General features: G+C 71.4%; 23 protein-coding genes. 9 read left to right on the forward strand and 14 right to left on the reverse strand.

What is annotated here, in order from left to right; genetic code table 11:
- Positions 1–24: 24 nt before the first annotated feature.
- The gene (locus AB0E77_RS05000; RefSeq protein ID WP_361565667.1) at positions 25–204 is read left to right on the forward strand and encodes a hypothetical protein; all 180 of its coding nucleotides are present in this window, start codon (positions 25–27) and stop codon (positions 202–204) included.
- A 16-nt stretch (positions 205–220) separates the two neighbouring features.
- On the opposite strand, the gene AB0E77_RS05005 is transcribed toward AB0E77_RS05000, so the two are convergent.
- The gene (locus AB0E77_RS05005; RefSeq protein ID WP_361565670.1) at positions 221–616 is read right to left on the reverse strand and encodes a metal-sensitive transcriptional regulator; all 396 of its coding nucleotides are present in this window, start codon (positions 614–616) and stop codon (positions 221–223) included.
- A gap of 227 nt (positions 617–843) precedes the next feature.
- On the opposite strand from AB0E77_RS05005, the gene AB0E77_RS05010 reads away from it, so the two are divergent.
- Both AB0E77_RS05010 and pitH read left to right on the forward strand, forming a co-directional pair.
- The gene (locus tag AB0E77_RS05010) at positions 844–1,464 is read left to right on the forward strand and encodes a DUF47 family protein (protein WP_009326469.1); all 621 of its coding nucleotides are present in this window, start codon (positions 844–846) and stop codon (positions 1,462–1,464) included.
- Positions 1,465–1,471: 7 nt separating this feature from the next.
- Positions 1,472–2,470 carry a low-affinity phosphate transporter PitH gene (gene pitH / locus AB0E77_RS05015; RefSeq protein WP_361565672.1) on the forward strand — a complete coding sequence of 333 codons (999 nt, stop codon included), beginning with the start codon at positions 1,472–1,474 and terminating at the stop codon, positions 2,468–2,470.
- 288 nt (positions 2,471–2,758) lie between these two features.
- Here the strand turns inward: pitH and pstB are convergent, their stop codons facing one another.
- The 8 genes from pstB to mshD form a co-directional block, all read right to left on the reverse strand.
- Positions 2,759–3,535: a phosphate ABC transporter ATP-binding protein PstB gene (pstB, locus tag AB0E77_RS05020; protein WP_030191650.1), complete on the reverse strand. Its 777-nt coding sequence runs from the start codon at positions 3,533–3,535 to the stop codon at positions 2,759–2,761.
- Between the two features lie 30 nt (positions 3,536–3,565).
- The gene (pstA, locus tag AB0E77_RS05025; RefSeq protein ID WP_361565675.1) at positions 3,566–4,624 is read right to left on the reverse strand and encodes a phosphate ABC transporter permease PstA; all 1,059 of its coding nucleotides are present in this window, start codon (positions 4,622–4,624) and stop codon (positions 3,566–3,568) included.
- On the reverse strand, positions 4,621–5,634 hold the full coding sequence (pstC, locus tag AB0E77_RS05030; protein WP_361565678.1) for a phosphate ABC transporter permease subunit PstC: 1,014 nt from the start codon (positions 5,632–5,634) through the stop codon (positions 4,621–4,623). Before pstC ends, pstA begins: the two co-directional genes overlap by 4 nt.
- 122 nt (positions 5,635–5,756) lie before the next feature.
- The gene (gene pstS, locus AB0E77_RS05035; RefSeq protein ID WP_361565681.1) at positions 5,757–6,887 is read right to left on the reverse strand and encodes a phosphate ABC transporter substrate-binding protein PstS; all 1,131 of its coding nucleotides are present in this window, start codon (positions 6,885–6,887) and stop codon (positions 5,757–5,759) included.
- A gap of 183 nt (positions 6,888–7,070) precedes the next feature.
- Complete coding sequence (locus AB0E77_RS05040) at positions 7,071–7,493, reverse strand: NUDIX hydrolase (RefSeq protein WP_361565684.1); 423 nt, start codon at positions 7,491–7,493, stop codon at positions 7,071–7,073.
- Positions 7,490–8,572 (reverse strand): CHAD domain-containing protein, encoded by a 1,083-nt coding sequence (locus tag AB0E77_RS05045; protein ID WP_361566652.1) that lies wholly within the window; start codon positions 8,570–8,572, stop codon positions 7,490–7,492. Before AB0E77_RS05045 ends, AB0E77_RS05040 begins: the two co-directional genes overlap by 4 nt.
- Before the next feature lie 100 nt (positions 8,573–8,672).
- On the reverse strand, positions 8,673–10,925 hold the full coding sequence (locus tag AB0E77_RS05050; RefSeq protein ID WP_361565686.1) for an RNA degradosome polyphosphate kinase: 2,253 nt from the start codon (positions 10,923–10,925) through the stop codon (positions 8,673–8,675).
- Positions 10,926–11,129: 204 nt separating this feature from the next.
- Entirely contained in the window at positions 11,130–12,056 is a 927-nt protein-coding gene (gene mshD, locus AB0E77_RS05055; RefSeq protein ID WP_361565689.1) for a mycothiol synthase, read from the reverse strand.
- A gap of 182 nt (positions 12,057–12,238) precedes the next feature.
- Between mshD and AB0E77_RS05060 the strand changes: the two genes are divergently transcribed.
- The gene (locus tag AB0E77_RS05060) at positions 12,239–14,044 is read left to right on the forward strand and encodes a bifunctional metallophosphatase/5'-nucleotidase (RefSeq protein WP_361565691.1); all 1,806 of its coding nucleotides are present in this window, start codon (positions 12,239–12,241) and stop codon (positions 14,042–14,044) included.
- A 72-nt stretch (positions 14,045–14,116) separates the two neighbouring features.
- On the opposite strand, the gene AB0E77_RS05065 is transcribed toward AB0E77_RS05060, so the two are convergent.
- From AB0E77_RS05065 to AB0E77_RS05085, 5 genes are all read right to left on the reverse strand, one after another.
- Positions 14,117–15,556, reverse strand: coding sequence for a HAMP domain-containing sensor histidine kinase (locus AB0E77_RS05065; protein ID WP_361565694.1), 1,440 nt, complete (start codon positions 15,554–15,556; stop codon positions 14,117–14,119).
- Complete coding sequence (locus AB0E77_RS05070; protein ID WP_361565697.1) at positions 15,553–16,293, reverse strand: response regulator transcription factor; 741 nt, start codon at positions 16,291–16,293, stop codon at positions 15,553–15,555. The genes AB0E77_RS05065 and AB0E77_RS05070 overlap by 4 nt, the downstream gene beginning before the upstream one ends.
- A 76-nt stretch (positions 16,294–16,369) precedes the next feature.
- The gene (locus AB0E77_RS05075; RefSeq protein ID WP_361565699.1) at positions 16,370–17,464 is read right to left on the reverse strand and encodes a trypsin-like peptidase domain-containing protein; all 1,095 of its coding nucleotides are present in this window, start codon (positions 17,462–17,464) and stop codon (positions 16,370–16,372) included.
- 123 nt (positions 17,465–17,587) lie between these two features.
- Positions 17,588–18,586 (reverse strand): LacI family DNA-binding transcriptional regulator, encoded by a 999-nt coding sequence (locus AB0E77_RS05080; protein ID WP_361566654.1) that lies wholly within the window; start codon positions 18,584–18,586, stop codon positions 17,588–17,590.
- A 92-nt stretch (positions 18,587–18,678) separates the two neighbouring features.
- Positions 18,679–19,452: a response regulator transcription factor gene (locus AB0E77_RS05085; RefSeq protein ID WP_361565703.1), complete on the reverse strand. Its 774-nt coding sequence runs from the start codon at positions 19,450–19,452 to the stop codon at positions 18,679–18,681.
- A 266-nt stretch (positions 19,453–19,718) separates the two neighbouring features.
- On the opposite strand from AB0E77_RS05085, the gene AB0E77_RS05090 reads away from it, so the two are divergent.
- The 5 genes from AB0E77_RS05090 to AB0E77_RS05110 all read left to right on the forward strand — a co-directional run bounded on the left by AB0E77_RS05090 (position 19,719) and on the right by AB0E77_RS05110 (position 24,268).
- A complete protein-coding gene (locus tag AB0E77_RS05090; RefSeq protein ID WP_361565706.1) occupies positions 19,719–20,579 on the forward strand; it encodes an alpha/beta fold hydrolase in 861 nt (286 codons plus the stop codon).
- A 61-nt stretch (positions 20,580–20,640) separates the two neighbouring features.
- Positions 20,641–20,895, forward strand: a complete 255-nt coding sequence (locus AB0E77_RS05095; protein WP_361565709.1) for a MoaD/ThiS family protein — start codon at positions 20,641–20,643, stop codon at positions 20,893–20,895.
- A 2-nt stretch (positions 20,896–20,897) separates the two neighbouring features.
- Positions 20,898–22,103, forward strand: a complete 1,206-nt coding sequence (locus tag AB0E77_RS05100; protein WP_361565711.1) for a hypothetical protein — start codon at positions 20,898–20,900, stop codon at positions 22,101–22,103.
- Positions 22,104–22,250: 147 nt separating this feature from the next.
- Positions 22,251–22,988: a DUF2993 domain-containing protein gene (locus AB0E77_RS05105; RefSeq protein WP_361565714.1), complete on the forward strand. Its 738-nt coding sequence runs from the start codon at positions 22,251–22,253 to the stop codon at positions 22,986–22,988.
- 434 nt (positions 22,989–23,422) lie between these two features.
- Positions 23,423–24,268 (forward strand): sulfurtransferase, encoded by an 846-nt coding sequence (locus tag AB0E77_RS05110; RefSeq protein WP_361565716.1) that lies wholly within the window; start codon positions 23,423–23,425, stop codon positions 24,266–24,268.
- Positions 24,269–24,291: the final 23 nt, after the last annotated feature.

Raw genomic sequence — 24,291 nt, forward strand, 5'->3', positions numbered from 1 at the left:
GAAGCCGGTGACGGCAGAGACGAGGTGACGCGCGTGGCTCCGGTCGGCGGTACGGCAGTTCAGGACCACGTGGCACTCGCCGAGATAGAGCTCTGCGGGGAGCTGATCATCGCGGCCTCCGCCGCGCGGGAGCGGCTCAGCCTGGAGAGCATCGACAAGGTGCTGCGGGTGGCCGAGGAACGCTGTACCGGCGGCGGTCAGTAGTGCGGAGCCCTTCGGCTCAGGTGCGCAGCAGGCGGCCGATGGCCTTCGTCGCCTCTTCGACCTTCGCGTCGATCTCCGAGCCGCCCTTGACGGCCGCGTCGGCGACGCAGTGGCGCAGGTGCTCCTCGAGGAGCTGCAGCGCGAAGGACTGCAGGGCCTTCGTGGAGGCCGACACCTGGGTGAGTATGTCGATGCAGTAGACGTCCTCGTCGACCATGCGCTGCAGGCCGCGGATCTGGCCCTCGATGCGGCGCAGGCGCTTGAGGTGCTCGTCCTTCTGCTTGTGGTAACCGTGCACGCCGCGGTCGTGGTCCGTGACGACGTCCGTACCGTCCGTCTCCACCGCGTCGGCCGTGGTCGCCGGGCCCACGGTGGCGGAGGGCGCGCCCGCGCCGGCCTCGCTGGTCGTCATCGCGTCCTCCTGGTGGACCGTGTGCCGAAATATACCCCTGGCGGGTATATGGTACCGAATTTTCCGGGGTAGGGGAGCCCTCGGCGCAGCGCGGAACACGGCCCCGCGTCGCCCCCCTGCTCATCACTGTGCCTCATGGGCGACACTGGGGGACGGCCCGTTAGCCGTGGCCGGATGATGCGCCTAGCATCAGCCTGACCGAATCCGATGCACCCCGAGGACCCCACGTGCGCTTTCGTCTGACCCCCAGGGAGACGAGCTTCTACGACATGTTCGCCGCGTCCGCGGACAACATTGTCACGGGCTCCAAGCTCCTGATGGAACTGCTCGGGGCGGACGCTTCCGCCCGGGCCGAGATCGCAGAGCGTATGCGGGCCGCAGAACACGCGGGTGACGACGCCACGCACGCGATCTTCCACCAGCTGAACTCCTCGTTCATCACGCCGTTCGACCGTGAGGACATCTACTCCCTCGCGTCGTCCCTCGACGACATCATGGACTTCATGGAGGAGGCCGTCGACCTGGTCGTCCTCTACAACGTCGAGGAACTGCCCAAGGGCGTCGAGCAGCAGATCGAGGTACTGGCGCGGGCGGCCGAGCTGACCGCCGAGGCCATGCCGAACCTGCGGACCATGGACAACCTCACCGAGTACTGGATCGAGGTCAACCGGCTCGAGAACCAGGCCGACCAGATCCACCGCAAGCTGCTGGCCCACCTCTTCAACGGCAAGTACGACGCCATCGAGGTGCTGAAGCTGAAGCAGATCGTGGACGTGCTGGAAGAGGCTGCCGACGCGTTCGAGCACGTGGCGAACACGGTGGAGACCATCGCCGTCAAGGAGTCCTGAGCACTTCATGGACACCTTCGCTCTGGTCGTGACCATCGGGGTCGCGCTCTTCTTCACGTACACCAACGGCTTCCACGACTCGGCGAACGCGATCGCGACGTCCGTGTCGACGCGGGCACTGACGCCCCGGGCGGCGCTCGCGATGGCGGCCGTGATGAACCTCGCCGGTGCCTTTCTCGGCTCCGGGGTCGCCAAGACCGTCAGCGAGGGGCTGATCGAGACGCCCGAGGGCTCGAAGGGGATGGGCATCCTCTTCGCGGCGCTGATCGGTGCCATCGTCTGGAACCTCATCACCTGGTACTTCGGCCTGCCCTCGTCGTCCTCGCACGCGCTGTTCGGCGGCATGGTCGGCGCGGCGCTGGCGGGCAGCACGACGGTGTACTGGCACGGGGTGGTCGACAAGATCGTCATCCCGATGTTCGTGTCGCCGGTGATCGGTCTGGTCGTCGGTTACCTCGTCATGACGGCGATCATGTGGATGTTCCGCCGCTCCAACCCCCACAAGGCCAAGCGCGGCTTCCGTATCGCGCAGACGGTGTCGGCGGCGGGTATGGCGCTGGGCCACGGTCTGCAGGACGCGCAGAAGACGATGGGCATCGTGGTGATGGCGCTGGTCATCGCCGACGTCGAGGACTACGGCGATCCGATTCCGGTGTGGGTGAAGATCGCTTGCGCGCTGATGCTGTCGCTCGGGACGTACGCGGGTGGCTGGCGGATCATGCGGACGCTGGGGCGGAAGATCATCGAGCTGGATCCCCCGCAGGGGTTCGCCGCGGAGACGACGGGTGCCTCGATCATGTTCGGGTCGGCGTTCCTGTTCCACGCGCCGATCTCGACGACGCATGTGATCACGTCGGCGATCATGGGTGTGGGGGCGACCAAGCGGGTCAACGCGGTGCGGTGGGGGGTCGCGAAGAACATCATCCTGGGGTGGTTCATCACGATGCCCGCGGCTGCGGTCGTGGCCGCGTGTTCCTACTGGCTGGTGGATCTGGCGGTGCTGTAGCGCGCCCTCGCCCGGGTGGGGTCGCGCGGCTCGGCGCTCCCTAGGTGCCTCCCCCAGAGGGGAGGACTCCAGCGCCCACCCCACGCGTGCCGCCCCTGGGGGTAGCTCCGAGGCCGTTCAGGCACTGGGGGAGGCAGGATTGCCCGCAGCTGCGTCAGCCTGACGGGCACGCGACTGCCCGTGGCTGCGTCATATGCGTAATGGGCCCGCCCCCGGATTCCGGGGGCGGGCCCTTGTGCGCCTCGCGGTGGCACCGCCATGCAGCACCGCGAGGGGATCGGAATCGGCCTAGCCGAAGCGGCCGGAGATGTAGTCCTCCGTGGCCTGGACCGACGGGTTGGAGAAGATGCGCTCCGTCTCGTCGATCTCTATCAGCTTGCCGGGCTGGCCGACCGCCGCCAGGTTGAAGAAGGCCGTACGGTCCGAGACGCGCGCCGCCTGCTGCATGTTGTGCGTCACGATGACGATCGTGAAGCGCTCCTTCAGCTCGCCGATCAGGTCCTCGATCGCGAGGGTGGAGATCGGGTCCAGGGCCGAGCAGGGCTCGTCCATGAGCAGGACGTTCGGCTCGACCGCGATCGCGCGGGCGATGCACAGACGCTGCTGCTGGCCGCCGGAGAGGCCGGAGCCCGGCTTGTTCAGGCGGTCCTTGACCTCGTTCCAGAGGTTGGCGCCGCGCAGGGACTTCTCGACGATGTCGTCCAGCTGGGACTTCTTGTACTTGCCGTTCAGGCGCAGGCCCGCCGCCACGTTGTCGTAGACGGACATGGTCGGGAACGGGTTCGGGCGCTGGAAGACCATGCCGACCTCGCGCCGCACGGCCACCGGGTCGATGCCGGCGCCGTAGAGGTTCTCGTCGTCCAGCATCACCTTGCCGTCGACACGGCCGCCGGGCGTGACCTCGTGCATGCGGTTGAGGGTGCGCAGGAAGGTGGACTTGCCGCAGCCGGAGGGGCCGATGAAGGCCGTCACGGAGCGGGGCTCGACGGTCATCGAGATGTCCTCGATGGCCAGGAAGGAGCCGTAGTAGGCGTTGAGGCCGCTGACATCGATGCGCTTGGCCATGTGAATCACTGCTTCTTTCGGTCCGGGGCCTTAGCGACCGGTCTTCGGGGCCTTCCAGCGGGCGATGCCGCGGGCCACCAGATTGAGGATCATGATGAACGCGATGAGCGTCAGGGCAGCCGCCCAGGCGCGGTCGTAGGCGGCGTCGGAGCCCGCGCTGTACTGGAGGTAGATGTACATCGGCAGCGACTCCTGCGGGTCCTTGAACGGATTCGCGTTGATGAAGTCGGTGCCCCAGACCAGCAGCAGCACGGGGGCGGTCTCACCGGTGATGCGGGCGATGGCCAGCATGACGCCGGTGATGATGCCGCCGACCGACGTCGGCAGGACGACCTTCAGGATCGTGCGCCACTTCGGCACGCCGAGCGCCAGTGACGCCTCGCGCAGCTCGTTCGGGACGAGCTTGAGCATCTCCTCGGTGGAGCGGACGACCACGGGGATCATCAGGATGCACAGGGCGAACGAGCCGGCGACGCCGGACGGGCCCATGTCGAGGATGAGCACCCACAGACTGAGGACGAACAGGCCCGCGACGATCGACGGGATGCCCGTCATGACGTCGACGAAGAAGGTGACGGCCTTGGCCAGCTTGCCGCGCCCGTACTCGACCAGGTAGATCGCGGTGAGCACGCCGATCGGCACGGAGAACAGGGTGGCGAGGCCGACCTGCTCCAGGGTGCCGAGGATGGCGTGGTAGATGCCGCCGCCGGGCTCGCTGTCGGCGACCACGCCCATCGAGTGGCTGAGGAAGTAGCCGTCGAGGACCTGCACGCCCCGCTTGAGCGTCTCCCAGATCAGGGAGAGCAGCGGGATCAGGGCCAGCAGGAACGCGACCCAGACCGTGCTGGTCGCGACCCGGTCCTTGGCCTGCCGGCCGCCCTCGACGCGCGCCGAGACGGCGTACGTGCCGCCGACGAAGAGGACCACGGCGATCAGGGCCCACTGGATGCTGCTGTGCAGCCCGGCCGCGGCGCTGATGCCGAGGCCGGCGGCGACCGAGCCGGCCGCGACCGCCCAGGGGAACCAGAAGGGCAGGGTGGCGCCGCGCAGGGAGCCGCGGCTCTTGGGGGTGAGGGTTGCGTGGCTCATGCGTTGGCCCCCGAGTACTCCTTGCGGCGGGCGATGATCATGCGTGCCGCGCCGTTGACCAGCAGTGTGATGACGAAGAGCACCAGGCCGGAGGCGATCAGCGCGTCCTGGCCCATCACGGTGGCCTCGTTGAACTTGCTGGCGATGTTCTGGGCGAAGGTGCCGCCGCCCGGGTCGAGCAGGCTGGCGTTGATGTCGAAGGTCGGCGAGAGCACCATGGCCACGGCCATCGTCTCGCCGAGCGCGCGCCCGAGGCCGAGCATCGAGGCGGAGATGACGCCGGAGCGGCCGAAGGGGATCACCGACATCCGGATGACCTCCCAGCGCGTGGCGCCGAGGGCCAGCGCGGCCTCCTCGTGCATGCGCGGGACCTGCCGGAAGACCTCACGGCTGACGTTGGTGATGATCGGCAGGATCATGATCGCGAGCAGGACGCCCACGGTGAGCAGCGAGCGCGGCGCTCCGCCGTTCCACTCGAAGATGCCGGTCCAGCCGAGGTACTCGTCCAGCCAGCCGAAGAGGCCGTCCATGTGCGGGACGAGGAAGAGCGCGCCCCACAGGCCGTAGACGATCGAGGGCACGGCCGCGAGCAGGTCGATCACGTACGCGATGGCGCCGCCCAGCCTGCGCGGCGCGTAGTGCGTGATGAACAGGGCGATGCCGACCGAGACCGGGACGGCGATGGCCATGGCGATGATCGACGACACGACCGTGCCGAAGGCCAGGACCGCGATGCCGAACCGCGGCGGGACGCCGCTCGGGTTCCAGTCGAAGCTGGTGAAGAAGTTGGCCTCGTCCTCGCTGATCGCGAGCCAGGCGCGGTAGGTGAGGAAGGCCGCGATGGCGGCCATGATGACCAGCACGAGGATGCCGGATCCGCGGGAGAGCCCGACGAAGATCCGGTCACCGGGACGGACGGCGCCGCGTGCGGCCCGCCTGCCCTCGGGGTGCGGCGGGCGGTGGGGTGCGGGGGCTGCTGCTGGCTTCTGAGGATCAGTGGTTATGTCCATCGGGTTCTCCGGTCTGCGGAGCCGTCGTGGGCGACGGCTCGGTCGGAGCCCGTAGGGGGCTCCTGGCGGCGGTGCACCGGACGGTGCGGCCCGGCCCCGGTGGGGACCGGACCGCACTCGGGTCAGCTCAGGCTCGCGATGTTCTCGCGGACCTTGGTGATGATCTCGGCGGGCATCGGGGCGTAGCCGGCGTCCGCCAGCAGGCCCTGGCCGTCCTCCGAGGCGATGTAGTTCAGGAAGGACTTGGTGGCGGGCAGGGTCTCCGCCTTGTTGCCCTTGTCACAGGCGATCTCGTAGGTCACGAGGACGATCGGGTAGGCACCGTCGGCGCTCGGCGTGTAGTCCAGCTCCAGCGCGAGGTCCTTGCCGGTGCCGACGACCTTGGCCGCGCCGATGGCGGCGGTGGCGTTCTCGACGGTGGCCTTGACCGGAGTGGCGGCCTCGGTCTTGACGTCGACGGTGTTGATGCCGTCCTTGGCGTACGACAGCTCGAAGTACGAGATGGCGCCGGACGTCTGCTTCACCTGCGCGGCCAGACCGGAGGAGCCCTGCGCGGACTGGCCGCCCTTGGCCTCCCAGGACTTGCCCGGCTCGTACGACCAGTCCTTCGGCGCGGCGGCCTTCAGGTACTTGGTGAAGTTGTCGGTGGTGCCGGACTCGTCCGAGCGGTGGAACGCCTGGATCTTGAGGTCGGGGAGCTTGGCGTCGGGGTTGAGCTTGGCGATCGCCTCGTCGTTCCAGTTGGAGATCTTGCTGTCGAAGATCTTCGCGAGGGTCGGGGCGTCCAGGACGAGCGTGTCGACGCCGGGGACGTTGAAGCCGACGGCGATCGGGCCGCCGACCATCGGCAGGTCGATGGCCTGGCCGTCCTTGCAGACCTTCTTCGACGCCTCGATCTCGTCGGGCTTCAGCGCGGAGTCCGAACCGGCGAACGCGGTCTGGCCCTGTGTGAAGGCGGTGATGCCCGCGCCGGAGCCGGTGGGGTTGTAGTTGATCTGCACGCTCTTGCAGGCCGCGACGTACTGCTTGACCCAGGCGTCGATCGCGTTCTTCTGCGCGGAGGAGCCGGAGGCCTGGAGCTGGCCCTTGGCGTCCTCGCACTTGATGTTGCCGGCCTGCGTGCTGGCGGACGCACCGCCGCCGTTGCTGTTTCCGCCGGTGTCGTCGGAGCCGCACGCCGTGAGGGCCAGGGCGCCGGAGACGGCGAGAGCACCGAGAGCGAGGGCCCGCCGGTTCACGCGCTGAAGCTTCACTTGAGGGAGTTCCTTCCAGGAGCCGCCGTCCTGAATCCGGCGGCGTGCGAGGACTGTCTACGGCCGAAATTAGGCAGAACAGGTGAAGCCGCCGATGGGCGTGAATGAACGAGGGGTGAACCCCTGTGGACGGTGCGGTGAGGTCACGGAACGCTTACGTCGAGGACACGGCGAGGTCCCGGGTCAGACGGACCCGAGGTCCGGTGGCAGCGCGTCGACGAGGGCGCGGTCCCGGGGGTGGGTGAGGCGGGCCCGGGCGGCCGGGGGCGACAGCCACTGGACGCGGTCCACCTCGTCGTTCGGGGTGAACGTGCCCGAGACGGCCTGCGCCGTCCAGTACCGGACCTCCTTGGGGCGGCCGTTCACCGGGTAGCGCACGGTGGGCAGCTCGGCGCCGGGGACCGCGGTGCAGCCGGTCTCCTCGGCCACCTCGCGCAGGGCCCCGGCGAGCGGGTCCTCGCCGGGGCGCAGCTTGCCCTTGGGGTGCGACCAGTCGTCGTACTTCGGCCGGTGGACCAGACAGAGCTGCGGCTCGCCGGTGCCCGGGGCGCGACGCCACAGGACGCAGCCGGCCGCGTGCACGGTGGCGCCCCCGGGGGTGCTCATGCGGGGTTCGCCGTCCCCTCGCGGACGCTTCCGCGCCGCCAGTCGTGCCGGAACGCGTACCGCGCCGCCTCCACCTCGTGGCGCTGGTCGGCGTGGAGCACGCCGAGCGCGTAGGCCGTGGCCGGGGCGATACGGGGGGTGCGGGCGGCCTGGGCCGCGGCGGCGGCGGCCTCCGAGGCGTCGCGATGGCGGTCGAGGGCCTCGCCCGCGGTGAGCAGGTGGGTGTCCTCGCCGTCCGGGCCGTCCTCGCCGGCCAGGACCTCGCGGGCGTACCGGTGCAGGCGCAGCAGCAGGCGTACCTGGTGCCAGGGGGCGTCCTGCGGGTGGGGCGCCGGCTCCGGGGACAGGCCGTGGATCAGCGCCTCGGCGTTGTACGGGTGTCCCGCGGTGACCAGGGGCAGTGCGGCCACCGCGTCGCGGAGGCGGCCCTCCGCCGCGCGGGCCAGCGGACGGAGGTCGGCGGCGGTGCCCTCGGGTCGCCGCAGGGGCACCTCGCTGGCCAGTAACGCGACCTTGTCGGCGACCGCGTGGAAGCGGCTGCTGCCCAGGGCCTGCAGGGCGGCGGAGTGGGCCCGGGTGCGGGCCAGGGTCAGCCGGCGGTCGAGCAGGGCGCCCGCCTTGGCCGCGCCCACGGTGAGGTTCGCGCGGTCCGGGAGACCGGAGGACGACGCGGGAGCGGACAGCGCGGAGGGGCCCGCGGACACGGCCGCCGGCTGCCGGCGGGCCGGGACCGCCGAGGAGCCGGACAGCCGGTGCAGCGCCTGGAGCAGGCGTTCCAGGCGCGCCGCGTACGCGTGCTCCTGCGCCAGCGTGCCGGAGAGCCAGGCCAGCTCGGGGCGCATGCCCTCCGCCCAGTCGGCGTCGAGCAGCGGCTGGTAGGTGTGCAGGGTGCCGCTGAGGCGGCGGGCCGCGCGGCGCAGGGCGCGGGCCGGGTCCACGGGGCCGTCGTCGCCGGTGCCCTGGCCGGGCGGGCCCCCGTTCGGGCCGGCCCCCGCGCCCGACTCGCGGTGCAGGCGCAGGGCGCGCAGGAACTCCGTGGCCTGGGCACGGAGGTAGCTCGCGAGGGCCTCCACGGACACCGGACCGGCCGGTCCGGCGTCCGCGGCGGGCGGTGCCTTCGGGCCGGGGGACGCCGACGAGTCGGGCGGTGCGGCCGGTTCGGCCAGGCGGTTCGTCGGGTCAAGGTGTTGCTGTGCCACGCCGGCGCCTCCGGGCGTCTATGAGCATCTCCTGGATGTTGCGCAGCGGCTGGCCGTCCGCGTCGGTCGCGTGCCGGGTCCACTCGCCGTCCGGTCCGAGGTGCCAGGAGGCGGTGCCGTCCGACATGCCGGTCTCCAGGAGCCGGTTCAGGGCCGCCCGGTGCCCCGGGTCGGTGACCCGGACGAGCGCCTCGATCCGGCGGTCCAGGTTGCGGTGCATCATGTCGGCGCTGCCGAACCAGACCTCGGGCTCACCGCCGTTGCCGAAGGCGAAGACGCGCGAGTGCTCCAGGAAGCGGCCGAGGACGGAGCGGACCCGGATGTTCTCCGACAGGCCCGCCACGCCCGGGCGGAGCGCGCAGATCCCGCGCACCCACACGTCGACCGGGACGCCCGCCTGGGACGCGCGGTAGCACGCGTCGATGACGGCCTCGTCGACCATCGAGTTGACCTTGATGCGGATATAGGCGTGGCGGCCGGCGCGGTGGTGCTGGACCTCCTTGTGTATGCGGGAGACCAGGCCGTCGCGCAGGGACTTGGGCGCGACGAGCAGCCGGCGGTACGTCTCGCGGCGGGAGTAGCCGGAGAGGCGGTTGAACAGGTCGGAGAGGTCCGCGCCGACCTGAGGGTCCGCGGTGAGCAGGCCGAGGTCCTCGTAGAGGCGGGCCGTCTTCGGGTGGTAGTTGCCCGTGCCCACGTGGCTGTAGCGGCGCAGGGTGTCGCCCTCCTGGCGGACGACCAGGGACAGCTTGCAGTGCGTCTTCAGGCCGACCAGCCCGTAGACGACGTGGCAGCCGGCCTCCTCCAGCTTGCGGGCCCACTTGATGTTGGCGGACTCGTCGAAGCGCGCCTTGATCTCGACCAGCACGAGGACCTGCTTGCCGGACTCGGCCGCGTCGATGAGCGCGTCGACTATCGGGGAGTCGCCGGAGGTGCGGTACAGCGTCTGCTTGATCGCGAGGACGTCCGGGTCGGCCGCCGCCTGCTCCAGGAAGGCCTGCACGGAGGTGGAGAAGGAGTCGTACGGGTGGTGGAGCAGGACGTCGCGGCTGCGCAGGGCCGCGAAGACGTCCGGCGCCGACGCGGACTCGACCTCGGCGAGGTCGCGGTGGGTGCCGGCGACGAACTTCGGGTACTTCAGCTCCGGACGGTCGAGGCTGTGGATGCGGAAGAGACCGGTGAGGTCCAGCGGGCCGGGCAGGGGGTAGACCTCCGCCTCGCCGATCTTCAGCTCGCGGACGAGCAGGTCCAGGACCTCCCGGTCGACGGACTCCTCCACCTCCAGGCGGACCGGCGGGCCGAAACGGCGCCGCATGAGCTCCTTCTCGAGCGCCTGGAGAAGGTTCTCGGCGTCGTCCTCCTCCACCTCCAGGTCCTCGTTGCGGGTGAGGCGGAAGGCGTGGTGCTCCAGGACCTCCATGCCCGGGAACAGCTCCTCCAGGTGGGCCGCGATGACGTCCTCGATCGGGACGTAGCGGCCCGGGGAGGCCTCCAGGAAGCGGGAGAGCAGCGGGGGCACCTTGACGCGGGCGAAGTGCCGGTGGCCCGTGACCGGGTTGCGGACGACGACCGCGAGGTTGAGGGAGAGACCCGAGATGTAGGGGAAGGGGTGTGCCGGGTCGACGGCGAGGGGGGTGAGGACCGGGAAGATCTGGTGCCGGAACAGGGTGAAGAGGCGGGCCTGCTCCTTCTCCGCCAGCTCGTTCCAGCGGACCAGGTGGATGCCCTCCTCGGCGAGGGCCGGGGCGACGTCCTCGTGGAAGCAGGCGGCGTGCCGGGCCATGAGCTCGCGGGAGCGGGCCCAGATCATCTCCAGCACCTCGCGGGGCTGGAGCCCGGAGGCGGAGCGGGTGGCCACCCCGGTCGCGATGCGGCGCTTGAGGCCGGCCACGCGGACCATGAAGAACTCGTCCAGGTTGCTGGCGAAGATCGCGAGGAAGTTGGCGCGCTCGAGGAGCGGGGTGGTCGGGTCCTCGGCGAGTTCCAGGACGCGCTCGTTGAACGCGAGCCAGCTGCGCTCGCGGTCCAGGAAGCGGCCCTGGGGCAGGGCGGCGTCCGTGCCGGTGCCGTCGGTGCCGGGTGCCGGCGACTCCTCGTACCCGTCCAGGTCCGCGTCGATGTCGGGCTCCAGGTCGGAGACGGTGGCCGCCACGGTGTGCGGGCGGTGCGCGGCGATGGAGCCCACGGAGGGCTGCGGGTGCTGGACCTCGGCCTGGCTGTTCGGCTGCCTCATGGACCCATTCTTCCGCGCCGGGCGCAGGACAGGCGCGTCGGAAGGCACGGAATGCTCCGCTCCTGGTGGCACGGTCGGCTTCATTCGGCGAGGGTCGCAAGGCTGTCTGAATCGATGGTTACGAGGACATGACGTGTGGGATAGCGGGGGGCCTCCGGCGGACCGCGCCCCCGCTCACGTCGTCGCCCTGCGTCACGGTGCGGCTCAGGTCTCCGTGCGGTACATCAGGTCCGTCTCGTGCGTGACGAAGCCGAGCCGCTCGTAGACGGAGACGGCGGCCTTGTTGTCGGCGTCGACGTACAGCATCGCCGTGGGCAGCCCCTGCTCCGCCAGGTGCCGCAGGCCGATGGTGGTCAGCGCCTTGCCGAGGCCGCCGCCCTGGGTGTCGGGCCGGATGCCGAGGACGTACACCTCGCCGAGCCGTTCCTCGGCGTGCACCTTCGTCCAGTGGAAGCCGATCAGTTCGTCCCCGCGTTCGGCGAGGAAGAAGCCGGCCGGATCGAACCAGGACTCGGCCTTGCGGTCGTCGAGGTCCCGCTGTGCGAGGGAGCCCTGCTCGGGGTGGTGGGCGAAGGCGGCGGCGTTCACCGCGAGCCAGGCCGCGTCGTCCTGTCCGGGCACGAAGGTGCGCACCGTCACGCCCTCGGGCAGCCGCGGATCCGGCAGGTCCAGGCCGGCCAACGGGCGCCGCATCTGCCGCAGTTCACGGAAGAGGGTCAGCCCGAGCACCTGGGCCAGATGCCGGGCGGCGGAGTGCCCGCCGTGCGCCCAGATCCGCAACCGCTTGCCGGAGGCCGCGAGCAGCGCGGAACCCAGCGCCCGCCCGTGACCCTGCCCCCGGTACGAGGGGTGGACGACCAGTTCGGCGGCCGGCGGCTCCACCGGGTCGGTGTCCTCCAGCTGGGCGTAGCCGACGAGTTCACCGTCCACGGTGAGCAGCAGATGGGCGACGCCCTCCCGCGCCCCGCCGCGCAGTTGGAGGCGCCCCTGCTCGGACACGGCGTGCTGCCCGTCGTTCCGGGCGGCGTCGCCGAGCAGGGCCAGCACGGCCTCCGTCTGGTCCGCGGTGAGTGCGGCGAGGGTCTCGATCGAGCGGGGGCGGCCGGGCCGCACGGTGTCGTCGCTGGTCATGCGTACGAGGGTAAGGGCCGGGCCCGGCAAAAGGGCGGCACGGGACGGAGAACGTAAACCCAGTCGTAACCAGGAAACCCCTGTCGCGCTACGCGCGTTGACCCTAGGCTGCGCCGACGGGCCGTCCCTCTCCTCGACGGCCCGCACCAGGCAGATCCGCAGGCAGACCCACAGGGGGGCGCATGCCAGCCACAGCACAGCCGTACCAACCGCGCCGCAGACGCCGCGCCAACCGCCTGCTCGCGGTGGCCGCCGGCGTCGCCACCGCCGGGGCGCTCGCCGCCGCGGCGCTGCCGGCGAACGCGGGCGAGAACCACCACGGTCACCGGCCGGGCCGTTACCAGGACGTCCAGCTCCTCTCCTTCAACGACCTGCACGGCAACCTGGAGCCCCCGGCCGGCTCCTCGGGCCGGGTCACCGAACTCCAGCCGGACGGCACCACGAAGACCGTCGACGCGGGCGGTGCCGAGTACCTCGCCACCCACCTGCGCCAGGCCCGCAAGGGCCACCCGTACTCCATCACCGCGGCCGGCGGCGACATGGTCGGCGCCTCCCCGCTGCTGTCCGGTCTCTTCCACGACGAGCCGACCATCGAGGCGCTGAACAAGCTCGACCTCGACGTGACCTCCGTCGGCAACCACGAGTTCGACGAGGGAGCCCGGGAGCTGGCCCGCCTGCAGAACGGCGGCTGCCACCCCACCGACGGCTGCCCCACGGACCAGGAGTTCGAGGGCGCCGACTTCCCGTACCTGGCGGCCAACGTCCTGGACGAGAAGACCAGGAAGCCCATCCTGAAGCCCTACTGGGTGTGGAAGCAGAAGGGCGTCAAGGTCGGCTTCATCGGCGTGACCCTGGAAGGCACCCCGAACATCGTCTCGGCGGACGGCGTGAAGGGCCTGCAGTTCAAGGACGAGGTCGAGACGATCAACAAGTACGCCAAGGAGCTGCGGCGCCAGGGCGTGAAGTCGATCGTCGCCCTCATCCACGAGGGCGGCTTCCCGGCGTCGTCCTCCTACAACTACGACTGCGACTCCCCGGGCGCAGGCGACGGCATCTCCGGGCCGATCGTCGACATCGCCAAGAACATCACGCCCGACGTCGACGCACTGGTCACCGGCCACACCCACAACGCGTACGTCTGCACGATCCCCGACCCGGCGGGCAACCCCCGCATGGTCACCTCGGCCGCGTCATTCGGCCGCCTCTACACGGACACGACGCTGACGTACGACCGCGCGACGGGCGACATCGCCCGTACGGCCGTGAAGTCGGCGAACCACGTGGTGACGCGGGACGTCACGAAGGCACCGGACATGACCCGCCTGATCGACCGGTGGAACACCCTGGCCGCCCCGATCGGCAACCGCCCCGTCGGCTACATCTCCGGCGACATCGGCAACACCGGCACCGAGTCCCCCCTCGGCGACCTGATCGCCGACGCGCAGCTGGCCTACGGCAAGTCCCTGGACCCGGAGACCGACCTGGCGCTGATGAACCCGGGCGGCATCCGGGCGCCGCTCACCTACGCGGCCAAGGCCGGTGAGGGCGACGGCGTGGTGACCTACGCCGAGGGCTTCACCGTCCAGCCCTTCTCCAACACGGTGAACCTGCGCAGCTACACGGGCGCCCAGCTGATCCAGGCGCTCAAGGAGCAGGTGACCGGCGGCAACGAGGCGGCGCCGAAGGTCCTCCAGGTCTCGTCCGGTCTGACGTACACCCTGGACCTGACGAAGACGGGCGCGGACCGGGTCGTCACCGACACCATCCGCCTCGACGGCGCCCCGATCGACCCCGCGGCCACCTACCGCGTCGCGATGAACAGCTTCCTCGCGGGCGGCGGCGACGGCTTCACCACGCTGGGCCAGGGCACGGACGAGCTGGTCGGCACGGACGACCTGACTGCCCTCGAGCAGTACCTGACGGCCAACTCGTCGGCGACGGACCCGATCGCGCCGCCGGCGGCGGACCGGATCACGGTCGTGAAGTAACCGGTTGCCGGCTCTCGCGCGTCGAGGCCCGGACCGCGTCCGTCCGGTACGCGGTCCGGGCCTCGTGCCGTGTCAGTGCTCCCCATTCCCCGCGTCCAGGTCCGGGGGCGGCACGGGCGCCCCCGGCAGCCGGACCGTGACGGTCGTGCCGCCGCCCTCCGCCGGGGTCAGGGTCACCTCGCCGCCCGCCTGCTGGACCGTGCGGGCCACGATCGACAGGCCGAGGCCCGAGCCGGGCAGCGCGCGCGCCGACGGGGAGCGCCAGAAGCGGTCGAAGACGTGCGGGAGTTCCTCGGCGGGGATGCCGGGGCCGTGGTCACGGACGGTGAGGACGCCGTCGGCGAGGCGGACGTCGACCGCACCGCCCTCGGGGCTGAACTTCACCGCGTTGTCCAGGATGTTGACCATCGCGCGCTCCAGCGCGGAGGGCTCCGCCCGTACGTACCAGGGCCGGACGTCGGCGGTGATCGTCAGCTCAGGGCCGCGCAGCCTGGCCCGGCGCAGGGCCGCCTCGACGACGTCCTGCCAGTCGAGGATCCGCGCCTTGCCCGCGTGCTGGCCGGTGTCCGGTCGGGACAGTTCCTGGAGGTCGCCGATGAGCGCGGCCAGCTCCGTCATCTGCGCCTTCACGGAGGCGAGGAGCGCCTTGCGGTCGGCCTCGGGGATCGGGCGGCCGGTCTCCTCGCTGCGGGAGAGCAGCTCGATGTTGGTCCGCAGGGAGGTGAGGGGCGTGCGCAGTTCGTGTCCCGCGTCCGCGATGAGCTGCTGCTGCAGGTCGCGGGAGCTGGCGAGGGAGGAGGTCATCGAGTTGAAGGAGCGGGAGAGGCGGGCGATCTCGTCCTCGCTGGCGTCCTCCACGGGGATGCGGACGTTCAGGTCCTCGGTGCGGGCGACGTGCTCGACGGCCTCGGTGAGCTCGTCCACGGGACGCAGCCCGGCCCGGGCGACGGCGAGCCCGGCGGCTCCGGCGCCGACGACGCCGATGCCGGAGACGAGGAGCAGGACCCAGACGAGGGAGGACAGGGGCTGGGTGACCTCGTCCACCGGCTTGGCGACGGAGACGGCGACACCGGGCTGCACCTGCCGGGTGAGCCGGTCGAGGACCGGGCGGGTGTAGACGCGGACGGTGGTGCCGTCGGTGGTCTTCGAGGTGTGCAGCGCGTTCTTCGCCAGGCCGTCGGCGACGGCCACGTCCACGTCGTGCACCCGCATCTCCTCACTGCCGGGATCGACGCAGGTGGAGCCGTCCGAGTAGAGGATCGTGACGATGGGGGCGTTCGGGGTCTTGGGCAGCTCCTGCGGATGGGAGGACCCGCAGTTGGCCAGCATGCTCTGCAGGAGCTGGCTGGACGGCTGCTCACCGCGCAGCTGGTCGTCGAGCTGGTCGTACAGCTGGTTGCGGACCACGAACCAGCACGTCACCGAGACCGCCGCCACCGCGAAGGCCACCGCCGCCGCCACCAGCAGGGCCAGGCGGGAGCGGAGCGGCAGGGCGCGGAAGCGTCTGATCACTCCGCGCCGCCCTGCCGCAGGACGTAGCCCACGCCGCGGACCGTGTGGACGAGGCGCGGCTCGCCGCCCGCCTCGGTCTTGCGGCGCAGGTACATCACGTACACGTCGAGCGAGTTGGACGACGGCTCGAAGTCGAAGCCCCACACGGCCTTCAGGATCTGCTCCCGGGTGAGGACCTGGCGCGGGTGCGCCATGAACATCTCGAGGAGCGTGAACTCCGTGCGGGTCAGCTCCACCGGCCGCCCGGCCCGTACGACCTCCCGCGTCGTCAGGTCCATCGTCAGGTCGCCGAAGGTGAGCCGGTCGTCGTTGGCGGCACTCGCCTCCACCGCCGCCGCGTAGGAGCTGCGGCGCAGCAGCGCGCGGATGCGGGCGAAGAGTTCGTCCAGCTCGAAGGGCTTGACCAGGTAGTCGTCGGCGCCGGCGTCCAGGCCGGTCACCCGGTCGCCGACGGTGTCGCGGGCCGTCAGCATCAGGATCGGGGTCGTGTCGCCCGCGCCGCGGATCCGCCGGGCGGCGGTCAGGCCGTCCATGCGGGGCATCTGGATGTCGAGGACGAGGAGGTCGGGCCGGTACGCCGCCGCCTTCTCCAGGGCGTCGGCGCCGTCGACGGCGACCTCGGTGCCGTACCCCTCGAAGGCGAGGCTGCGCTGGAGCGCCTCGCGGACCGCCGGCTCGTCGTCGACGATCAGGATGCGCTGGGTGTCACGGTCGCGGTCGGCGTCTGCGGGGCTCATGGTCTCGGAATCCTCGGATGCGGTGGGTACGGGGGGCTGTGCCAACGCCTTCAGCGTCGCACGTCCGCGCCCCCGGTCAGTCGCTCGCGCCCGCTCGCAGTGCGGGCAGGTCGGCCTTCACCGTGTTGACCGGGATCGCGAAGCCGAGGCCCACGCTGCCCGCGCTCGCGGAGGACTCGGTCGACGAGTACATCGCCGAGTTGATGCCGATGATGTTGCCGTTCATGTCGATCAGCGCGCCGCCGGAGTTGCCCGGGTTGAGGGAGGCGTCCGTCTGGATCGCCTTGTACGTCGTCGTGGACGAGCCGGTGTCGCCGTTGAACTCCTGGCCGCCGAACTCGAACGGCCACTGGCCGCCCTGGCGCTGCTGCTCCTGCTGCTGCCCCTCGTCCGTCGAGACGGTGACGTCGCGGTTCAGGGCCGAGACGATGCCGCTGGTCACGGTGCCGGTCAGGCCCTCCGGGGAGCCGATCGCGACGACCTGGGCGCCGACCTGGACGCCGTCGGAGTCGCCGAGGGTGGCCGTCTTGAGGCCGGAGGCGTTCTGGAGCTTGATCAGCGCGAGGTCCTTCTTGCTGTCGGTGCCGACGACCTCGGCGGTGTACTGCTTGCCGTCGCTCGTCGTCACCTTGACGGAGGAGGCGCCGGACACGACGTGGTTGTTGGTGATGATCTCGCCGTCACCGGTGATGATCACACCGGATCCGGTGGAGGAGCCGGCGTTCGAGGTGGCGTTGATCTCGACGATGCTGGGGCTGACCGCCTGGGCCACGCCGGCGACCGTGCCCTTCTGGCTGGAGGGCACCACGGTGGTGCTGGTCGAGCTGGAGGCGACGGTGTCGCCGCCGGTCAGCTCCTGGATGCCGTAGGCGGTGCCGCCGCCGACGGCCGCCGCGACGATCGCCACGGCCGCGAGCAGGGCGACCGGGCCGCGCCGGGTCCGCGTGCGGCCCGGCCGGGCGGGCTCACCGGGGCCGGCGGCCGTCGGGGGGTGGGGCGGCTGCGCGGGCGGGGGCGGCCACTCCGGATTCACCGGGCTCGTGTGGCTCCCCGGGGTCGCGGGGCCCGCGGGGCTCTCCGGCGAGGAGGCGTGCTGCTGGGCGCCCTCGTAGGGGGTGGCGTACGGATACGGGTTCTCGTACTCGCCGCTGCGGCGGAGGCTCTCGGTCATGTTCATGAGCTTCGCGCCCGCGCATGAGAGCATCCTGAGTCCCGCCTGAGAAGCCCGGCAGAACCTCGTATGCCCGATGTAAAGACGCCCGGTCCCGTGACGGTGCGGTCCGGCGGCGGGAGGCTACTCGCAGCCGCAGGAGCGGCGTACCACCAGCCGCGACGGGAACACCTTCAGCCGCTCCCGCCGCGAGCCCGCGACCCGCAGCCCGTCGTCCAGGACCAGGTCGACGGCGGACCGGGCCATCGCCGACCGGTCGGAGGCGACCGTCGTCAGCGGCGGATCGGCCAGGTCCGCCTCCTTGATGTCGTCGAAGCCGGCCACCGCCAGCTCGCCGGGGACGTCGATGCGCAGCTCGCGCGCCGCGCGCAGCAGGCCGATCGCCTGGTCGTCGGTGGAGCAGAAGATCGCGGGCGGCCGCTGCGGGCCGGAGAGCAGCTCCAGACCCACGCGATAGGCGTCGTACCTGTTGTACGGCGCCTCGAAGAGCCGGCCCTCGGTGGAGATTCCGGCCTCCTTCATCGCCCGCCGCCAGCCCTCGACGTGGTCGGAGACCGGGTCGCCGACGGACGGCGTCTCGGCGGTGCCGCCCATACAGGCGACGTACTCGTACCCGTGCTCCAGCAGATGGCGCACGGCGAGCTGGGCGCCGCCCAGGTCGTCGGTGACGACGGCGACGTCGTCGATCGCCTCGGGCCGCTCGTGCAGCAGCACGACCCGGGCGTCCCACGCCTCGATCTCGGCGGCGGCCAGGTCGTTCAGGGCGTGGCTGACCAGGATCAGACCGGAGACCCGCATACCGAGGAAGGCGCGCAGATAGTGGACCTCGCGCTCGCCGACGTAGTCGGTGTTGCCGACGAGGACCATCTTCCCGCGCTCGGACGCCGCCTGTTCCACGGCGTGCGCCATCTCCCCGAAGAAGGGCTGGCGGGCGTCCGGGATGATCAGACCTATGAGGTCCGTGCGCCGCGACGCCATGGCCTGGGCGACCCGGTCGGGCCGGTACCCCAGCTCCTTGATCGCGGCGAGGACACGCTCGCGCGTGGCCGGGGCGACCGGCCGGGGTCCGTTGTTGATGACATAGCTGACGACGGCGGTCGAAGTCCCCGCCAGCCGCGCCACATCATCCCGAGTCACCTTGGCCACGCGCGGAGTCTACGCGGATGGACCCGCTCCGGGCAGGGCGTATCAGCCCTCGGGCCGCCCGGTGACGCTCAGGCCTCGGCCGCGGCGGGCGTCTCCTCCGTGGCGTCCGCCGTCGCCGCGGAGGCCTTCTTCGCCCCGGTCTCCTCCGCGGCCCGCTCCTTCTTCTCCGGTTTCTCCGGGGTGACGAAGCGGTAGCCGACGTTGCGGACGGTGCCGATCAGCGACTCGTGCTCGGGGCCGAGCTTGGCGCGCAGCCGCCGTACGTGCACGTCGACGGTGCGGGTGCCGCCGAAGTAGTCGTAGCCCCACACCTCCTGGAGCAGCTGGGCGCGGGTGAAGACCCGGCCCGGGTGCTGCGCGAGGTACTTCAGCAGCTCGAACTCCTTGAAGGTCAGGTCCAGGACCCGGCCCTTGAGCTTGGCGGAGTACGTCGCCTCGTCCACCGACAGGTCGCCGTTGCGGATCTCCATGGGGGAGTCGTCGGCGACGATCTGCTGGCGGCCCATGGACAGCCGGAGCCGGGCCTCGACCTCCGCCGGACCGGCGGTGTCCAGCAGCACGTCGTCGATCCCCCAGTCGGCGGTGACGGCGGCGAGGCCGCCCTCGGTGACGACGAGGATCAGCGGACAGCTCAGCCCGGTGGACCGCAGCAGCTGGCACAGACTGCGGACCTGGGGGAGATCACGGCGCCCGTCGACGAGGATCACGTCCGCGCCCGGGGTGTCGACGAGAGCGGGCCCCTCCGCGGGAGCCACGCGGACGTTGTGCAGCAGCAGGCCGAGGGCGGGAAGCACCTCCGTCGACGGCTGGAGGGCGTTGGTCAGGAGCAGCAGAGAACTCATCGCGCCCCACCTGCCTGGGTCGTCCTGCGGTCGTGCACGGTTCGCTCGCCCATAACGTCTGGTTCCTCCTCGGTCCCTGCGATGGGGGCACCTCCCGCGCCTTCAAGGCAGCGGGGGAGTTTACGGCACTGCTTCGTACGGTGCGGGCCCCGCGCCCGTGGCGCCCGCTGCGAGTCCGGGAGGTGAACGCTGGTGAACGCTCCCGAAAGCACAAAAGGACCCGGGGGCTACGTCGCCCGAGTCCTCTGCCCAGCAGAATAGCCGACATGAGCGACGGTCGGGCAGGTCATGTGGCGCGTTCCACCATTCGTCCGAATGCTGGGACACCCGGCGGGACATCGGGACGGACCCCGCCCCGCACGCCGACGCGGACCTTTCTGCGCACCTCCGACGGGGTGCGCATCGAGGCCGTGTACGAGCCCGGTGCGGCCCGCTCCGACACCCCTGACCTGGTGTTCGTCGTCGCCCACGGCTTCACCGGCGACGCCCGCCGCCCGCACGTGCGCCGCATCGCGGAGGCGTTCGCGCGCCACGGTGCCGTCGTCACGTTCTCCTTCCGGGGCCACGGCGCCTCCGGCGGGCGCTCGACGGTCGGCGACCGCGAGGTGCTCGACCTGGCGGCGGCGGTGGCATGGGCGCGCGGTCTCGGCCACGCGCGCCTGGTGACCGTCGGCTTCTCCATGGGCGGCTCGGTGGTGCTGCGGCACGCCGCGCTGTACGGCGACGACACCGGGGCGGGCACGGACGCCGTCGTGTCGGTGAGCGCCCCCGCCCGCTGGTACTACCGGGGCACGGCACCCATGCGCCGGCTGCACTGGCTGGTGATGCGCCCCGCCGGACGCCTGGTGGGCCGCTACGGCCTGCGCACCCGTATCCATCACCGGGACTGGGACCCGGTGCCGCTGTCGCCGGTGGAGGCGGCGGGGCGGATCGCGCCGACGCCGCTGCTCGTGGTGCACGGGGACCGGGACGGCTACTTCCCCCTCGACCACCCCCGGATGCTGGCCGAGGCGGCCGGTGACCACGGCGAACTCTGGGTGGAGCCCGGCATGGGCCACGCCGAGCACGCCTCCGGCGAGGAGCTGCTGCACAGGATCGGCGACTGGGCCGTGGCGCGCGCGAGCTAGCCTGACGGTGTTCACCGCCGACGGCACGGACGCCGATCGGCACCGGCGACGAAGGATCCAGATGGCAAAGGTCACGGTGCGCTACTGGGCCGCCGCGAAGGCCGCGGCGGGAGTGGCCGAGGAGCCGTACGAGGCGGCCACGCTCGCCGACGCGCTCGACGCGGTGCGCGAGAGCCACCCCGGCGAACTCACGCGCGTGCTGAAGCGCTGCTCGTTCCTCGTCGACGGCGACCCCGTGGGCACGCGCGGGCACGAGACGGTACGGCTGGCCGACGGCGGCACGGTCGAGGTGCTCCCGCCGTTCGCGGGAGGGTGACGATGACCGATCAGCCGTATCAGCCGTATCAGCCGTATCAGCCGTACGAGGGACACGACGGGTACGACGCTCAGGCGTGGCCCGGACAGCACCAGCAGCAGGGTGAGCACACCCAGCAATGGCAGGGCCAGACCTGGGAGACCCAGCTGCAACCGCCCGTCTCGGCGGAGGAGACGGCCTACCTGCCGCCGCAGGGGGCCGGCGCCCACGGCGGGGGGTACGGGGAGCAGGCCTACGGAACGCAGCAGTACCAGCAGCAGTACCAGCAGCAGTACCAGCCGCAGCCGTACCCGGCGCAGCCGCAGCCGTACCAGGCGCAGCAGTCCCAGCCGCACGCGTCGCAGCCGCAGCCCCACGCGCCCGAGCCGCCCGCGGCCCCGACCGCAGCCGAGTCCCCGGCCCCCGCGGGCACCGACGCGCCCGAGTACGGCCCGGCCACCCTCGCGGGCAACGCGCGGATCACCGACGCGCAGCGGGCCCGCGCCGAGGGGCGGTCGCCGATCATCGACCCCGGGATGCAGCCGGCCGCGCTCACGGCGCTGCTCGGGCTGCTGCTGGCCGGTGCGGCGGCGGTCGGCACGTACGCGCTGCTCGTCCCGCTGGTCGTCCTCCAGGCCGTCACCGCGGCCGGCTGGTTCCGCCTGAACGGCATGTGGCCCGCCCGGCAGGGCATCGCGCTGGGCTTCGCGGGCGCGCTGGCCGCGGACGCGGCGATGCTCGCCTCGGACCGTTCCCCGGCGGCGCTGCTCGGCACGCTCGGCGTGTGGGTGCTGCTGTCCCTCGTGGTGCAGCTGCGGTCGCACGCCGACCCGGACGAGCGGATGTACGGCCTGATGGCGACCGTCGCCGCGGCGGCCCTGGCCGTCCTTGCGGGCGGCTATCTCGTGGCCGACGCGGACGCGGTGACGGTGGGCGCGGTCGCCGTGGCCGTGGCCGTCGTGGTCCGCGCGCTGCCGCTGCCGACGCCCGCCTCGGTGGTCGTCGCGCTGCTCGCGGCGGCGGGTGCCGGGGCCGCGGCCGGCGCGATGACGGATCTCGGCACGCAGGGTGCGCTGCTCGGCGCGGGCGCCGCGGTGTGCGCGCTGATCGGGCACCGGGTCGCGGCCTACGACTACCCCTCCCGGTTCGTGCACTTCACGGCGGGCGTGGCCCTGCCGCTGGCCGCCGCGGCCCCGGCCGTGTACGTGCTCGGCCGGGCGTTCGGCTAGCCGGTCCCCGGGGCGCACGCGTCCCGCCTGTCACAGGTGATCGACAAAAATCCGGCGGCCGTCATCCCGCGCGTTACGCTCGCGCAGGACGGCCGCCGGTCGTCGGGGGACCGCTGTCGTTGACGCCTACTGGTGGGGAACGCTCGCATGCGCGCACTGCGAATACTGTTGGTCGTCGTCGTGATCCTGGGCGGGCTCTTCGTGATCGCCGACCGGGTCGCGGTCAACTTCGCGGAGGGCGAGGCGGCGGACAAGCTGCGCACCACCGAGAACCTGGCCTCGACGCCCGACGTGTCCATCAAGGGCTTCCCCTTCCTCACGCAGCTCGCCGGCGGTGAGCTGCGTGAGGTCGAGGTCGGCATCCACGACTACGAGGCCTCCACCGGCGACGGCGGAGAGAAGATCCGCATCGACGACCTGCGGGCGGACATGAGGGGCGTCGAGTTCTCCGGCGACTTCAGCTCGGCCACCGCGGCCACGGCCACCGGCACCGCGACGATCGGTTACGACGAGCTGATGAAGGCCGCCAAGTCCGAGCCGACGGACGTCGGGCCCGGCATCACCGCAAAGGTCGTCGGCCTCTCCGACGGCGGCAACGGCAAGATCAAGGTGTCGCTCCAGGCCACGGTGCTCGGCGTCGAGCTGCCCGAGCCGGTGGACGTCCTCAGCTCGGTCACGGTCAAGGACAACGACGTCGAGGTCGTCGCCGACGGTCTGCCGACGATCGGCGGCAAGCAGTTCGCCGAGTCCCGGATCCGGGCCATCACCGACTTCCAGCAGACCATCGACGAGCTGCCCGGCGGGATCGAGCTGGACAAGGTCGAGGCGGCGAAGAACGGTGTAGAGATCACGGTGAAGGGTTCGGACGTCAAGCTGGCCGGGTAGGACGACGGGCGGCGCCCCTCCGGGCCTCCGATCCGGCCTTGGACGGGCCGGCGTCCGACAGGCGAGACACCGGCGTCCGTCCCTCAGATGCGGTGACGCGCGAGACGCAGGACGCCTCCCTCGCGCCCCGCCGGACGGCCCTTCGATCCCACAGTGCGGACGATCGCGTCTCATCATGCGACATGCCGGTGACATGGCCCGGTATCCGTCCCTACGATCGGGTCCTATGAAGCGACAGGCGGATCTCACGAAGCGGCGGGCAGTGGACCTGTGCCGCGTTGCCGCCATGCTCTGTCGCACCTTCTGAGCGGACGGCGACGCCGCCGTCCGATCCCCCTCACCGCCCTGCTCAGGGCACCCGCGCGCCGTCCCGGCATGAGCGCGCACACCCTCGCACCCGCACGCCCCGCCGCAACTGCCCCGGAGGAGAAAGCATGAGCCGCAGCGACGTCCTGGTCGACGCCGACTGGCTGCAGGACCACGTGGACGACCCGACCATCGCGATCGTCGAGGTGGACGAGGACACGTCCGCGTACGACAAGAACCACATCAAGAACGCGATCCGGATCGACTGGACGCAGGACCTCCAGGACCCCGTCCGCCGTGACTTCGTCGACCAGGAGGGCTTCGAGAAGCTCCTGTCGAAGAAGGGCATCTCCAACGACCACACCGTGGTCCTCTACGGCGGCAACAACAACTGGTTCGCGTCCTACGCCTACTGGTACTTCAAGCTCTACGGCCACGAGAACGTCAAGCTCCTCGACGGCGGCCGCAAGAAGTGGGAGCTGGACGCCCGCGAGCTGGTCGACGGCACCGACGTGCCCGAGCGCCCGGCGACCGAGTACAAGGCCAAGCCGCAGGACACCTCGATCCGCGCCTTCCGCGACGACGTCGTCAAGGCGATCGGCGCGCAGAACCTGGTCGACGTCCGCTCGCCCGACGAGTTCTCCGGCAAGCTGCTCGCCCCGGCCCACCTGCCGCAGGAGCAGTCGCAGCGTCCGGGCCACGTCCCGTCCGCCCGCAACATCCCGTGGTCGAAGAACGCCAACGACGACGGCACCTTCAAGTCGGACGAGGAGCTCAAGCAGCTCTACACCGACGAGCAGGTCGACCTGGCGAAGGACACCATCGCCTACTGCCGCATCGGTGAGCGCTCGGCCCTGACCTGGTTCGTGCTGCACGAGCTGCTCGGCGTGGAGAACGTCAAGAACTACGACGGCTCCTGGACCGAGTACGGCTCCCTGGTCGGCGTGCCGATCGAGCTCGGCGCCAACAAGTAAGTCCGCCCCCTCAACCCCTCAGG

The organism is Streptomyces sp. NPDC032940 (assembly GCF_040636935.1).
Lineage (GTDB): Bacteria > Actinomycetota > Actinomycetes > Streptomycetales > Streptomycetaceae > Streptomyces.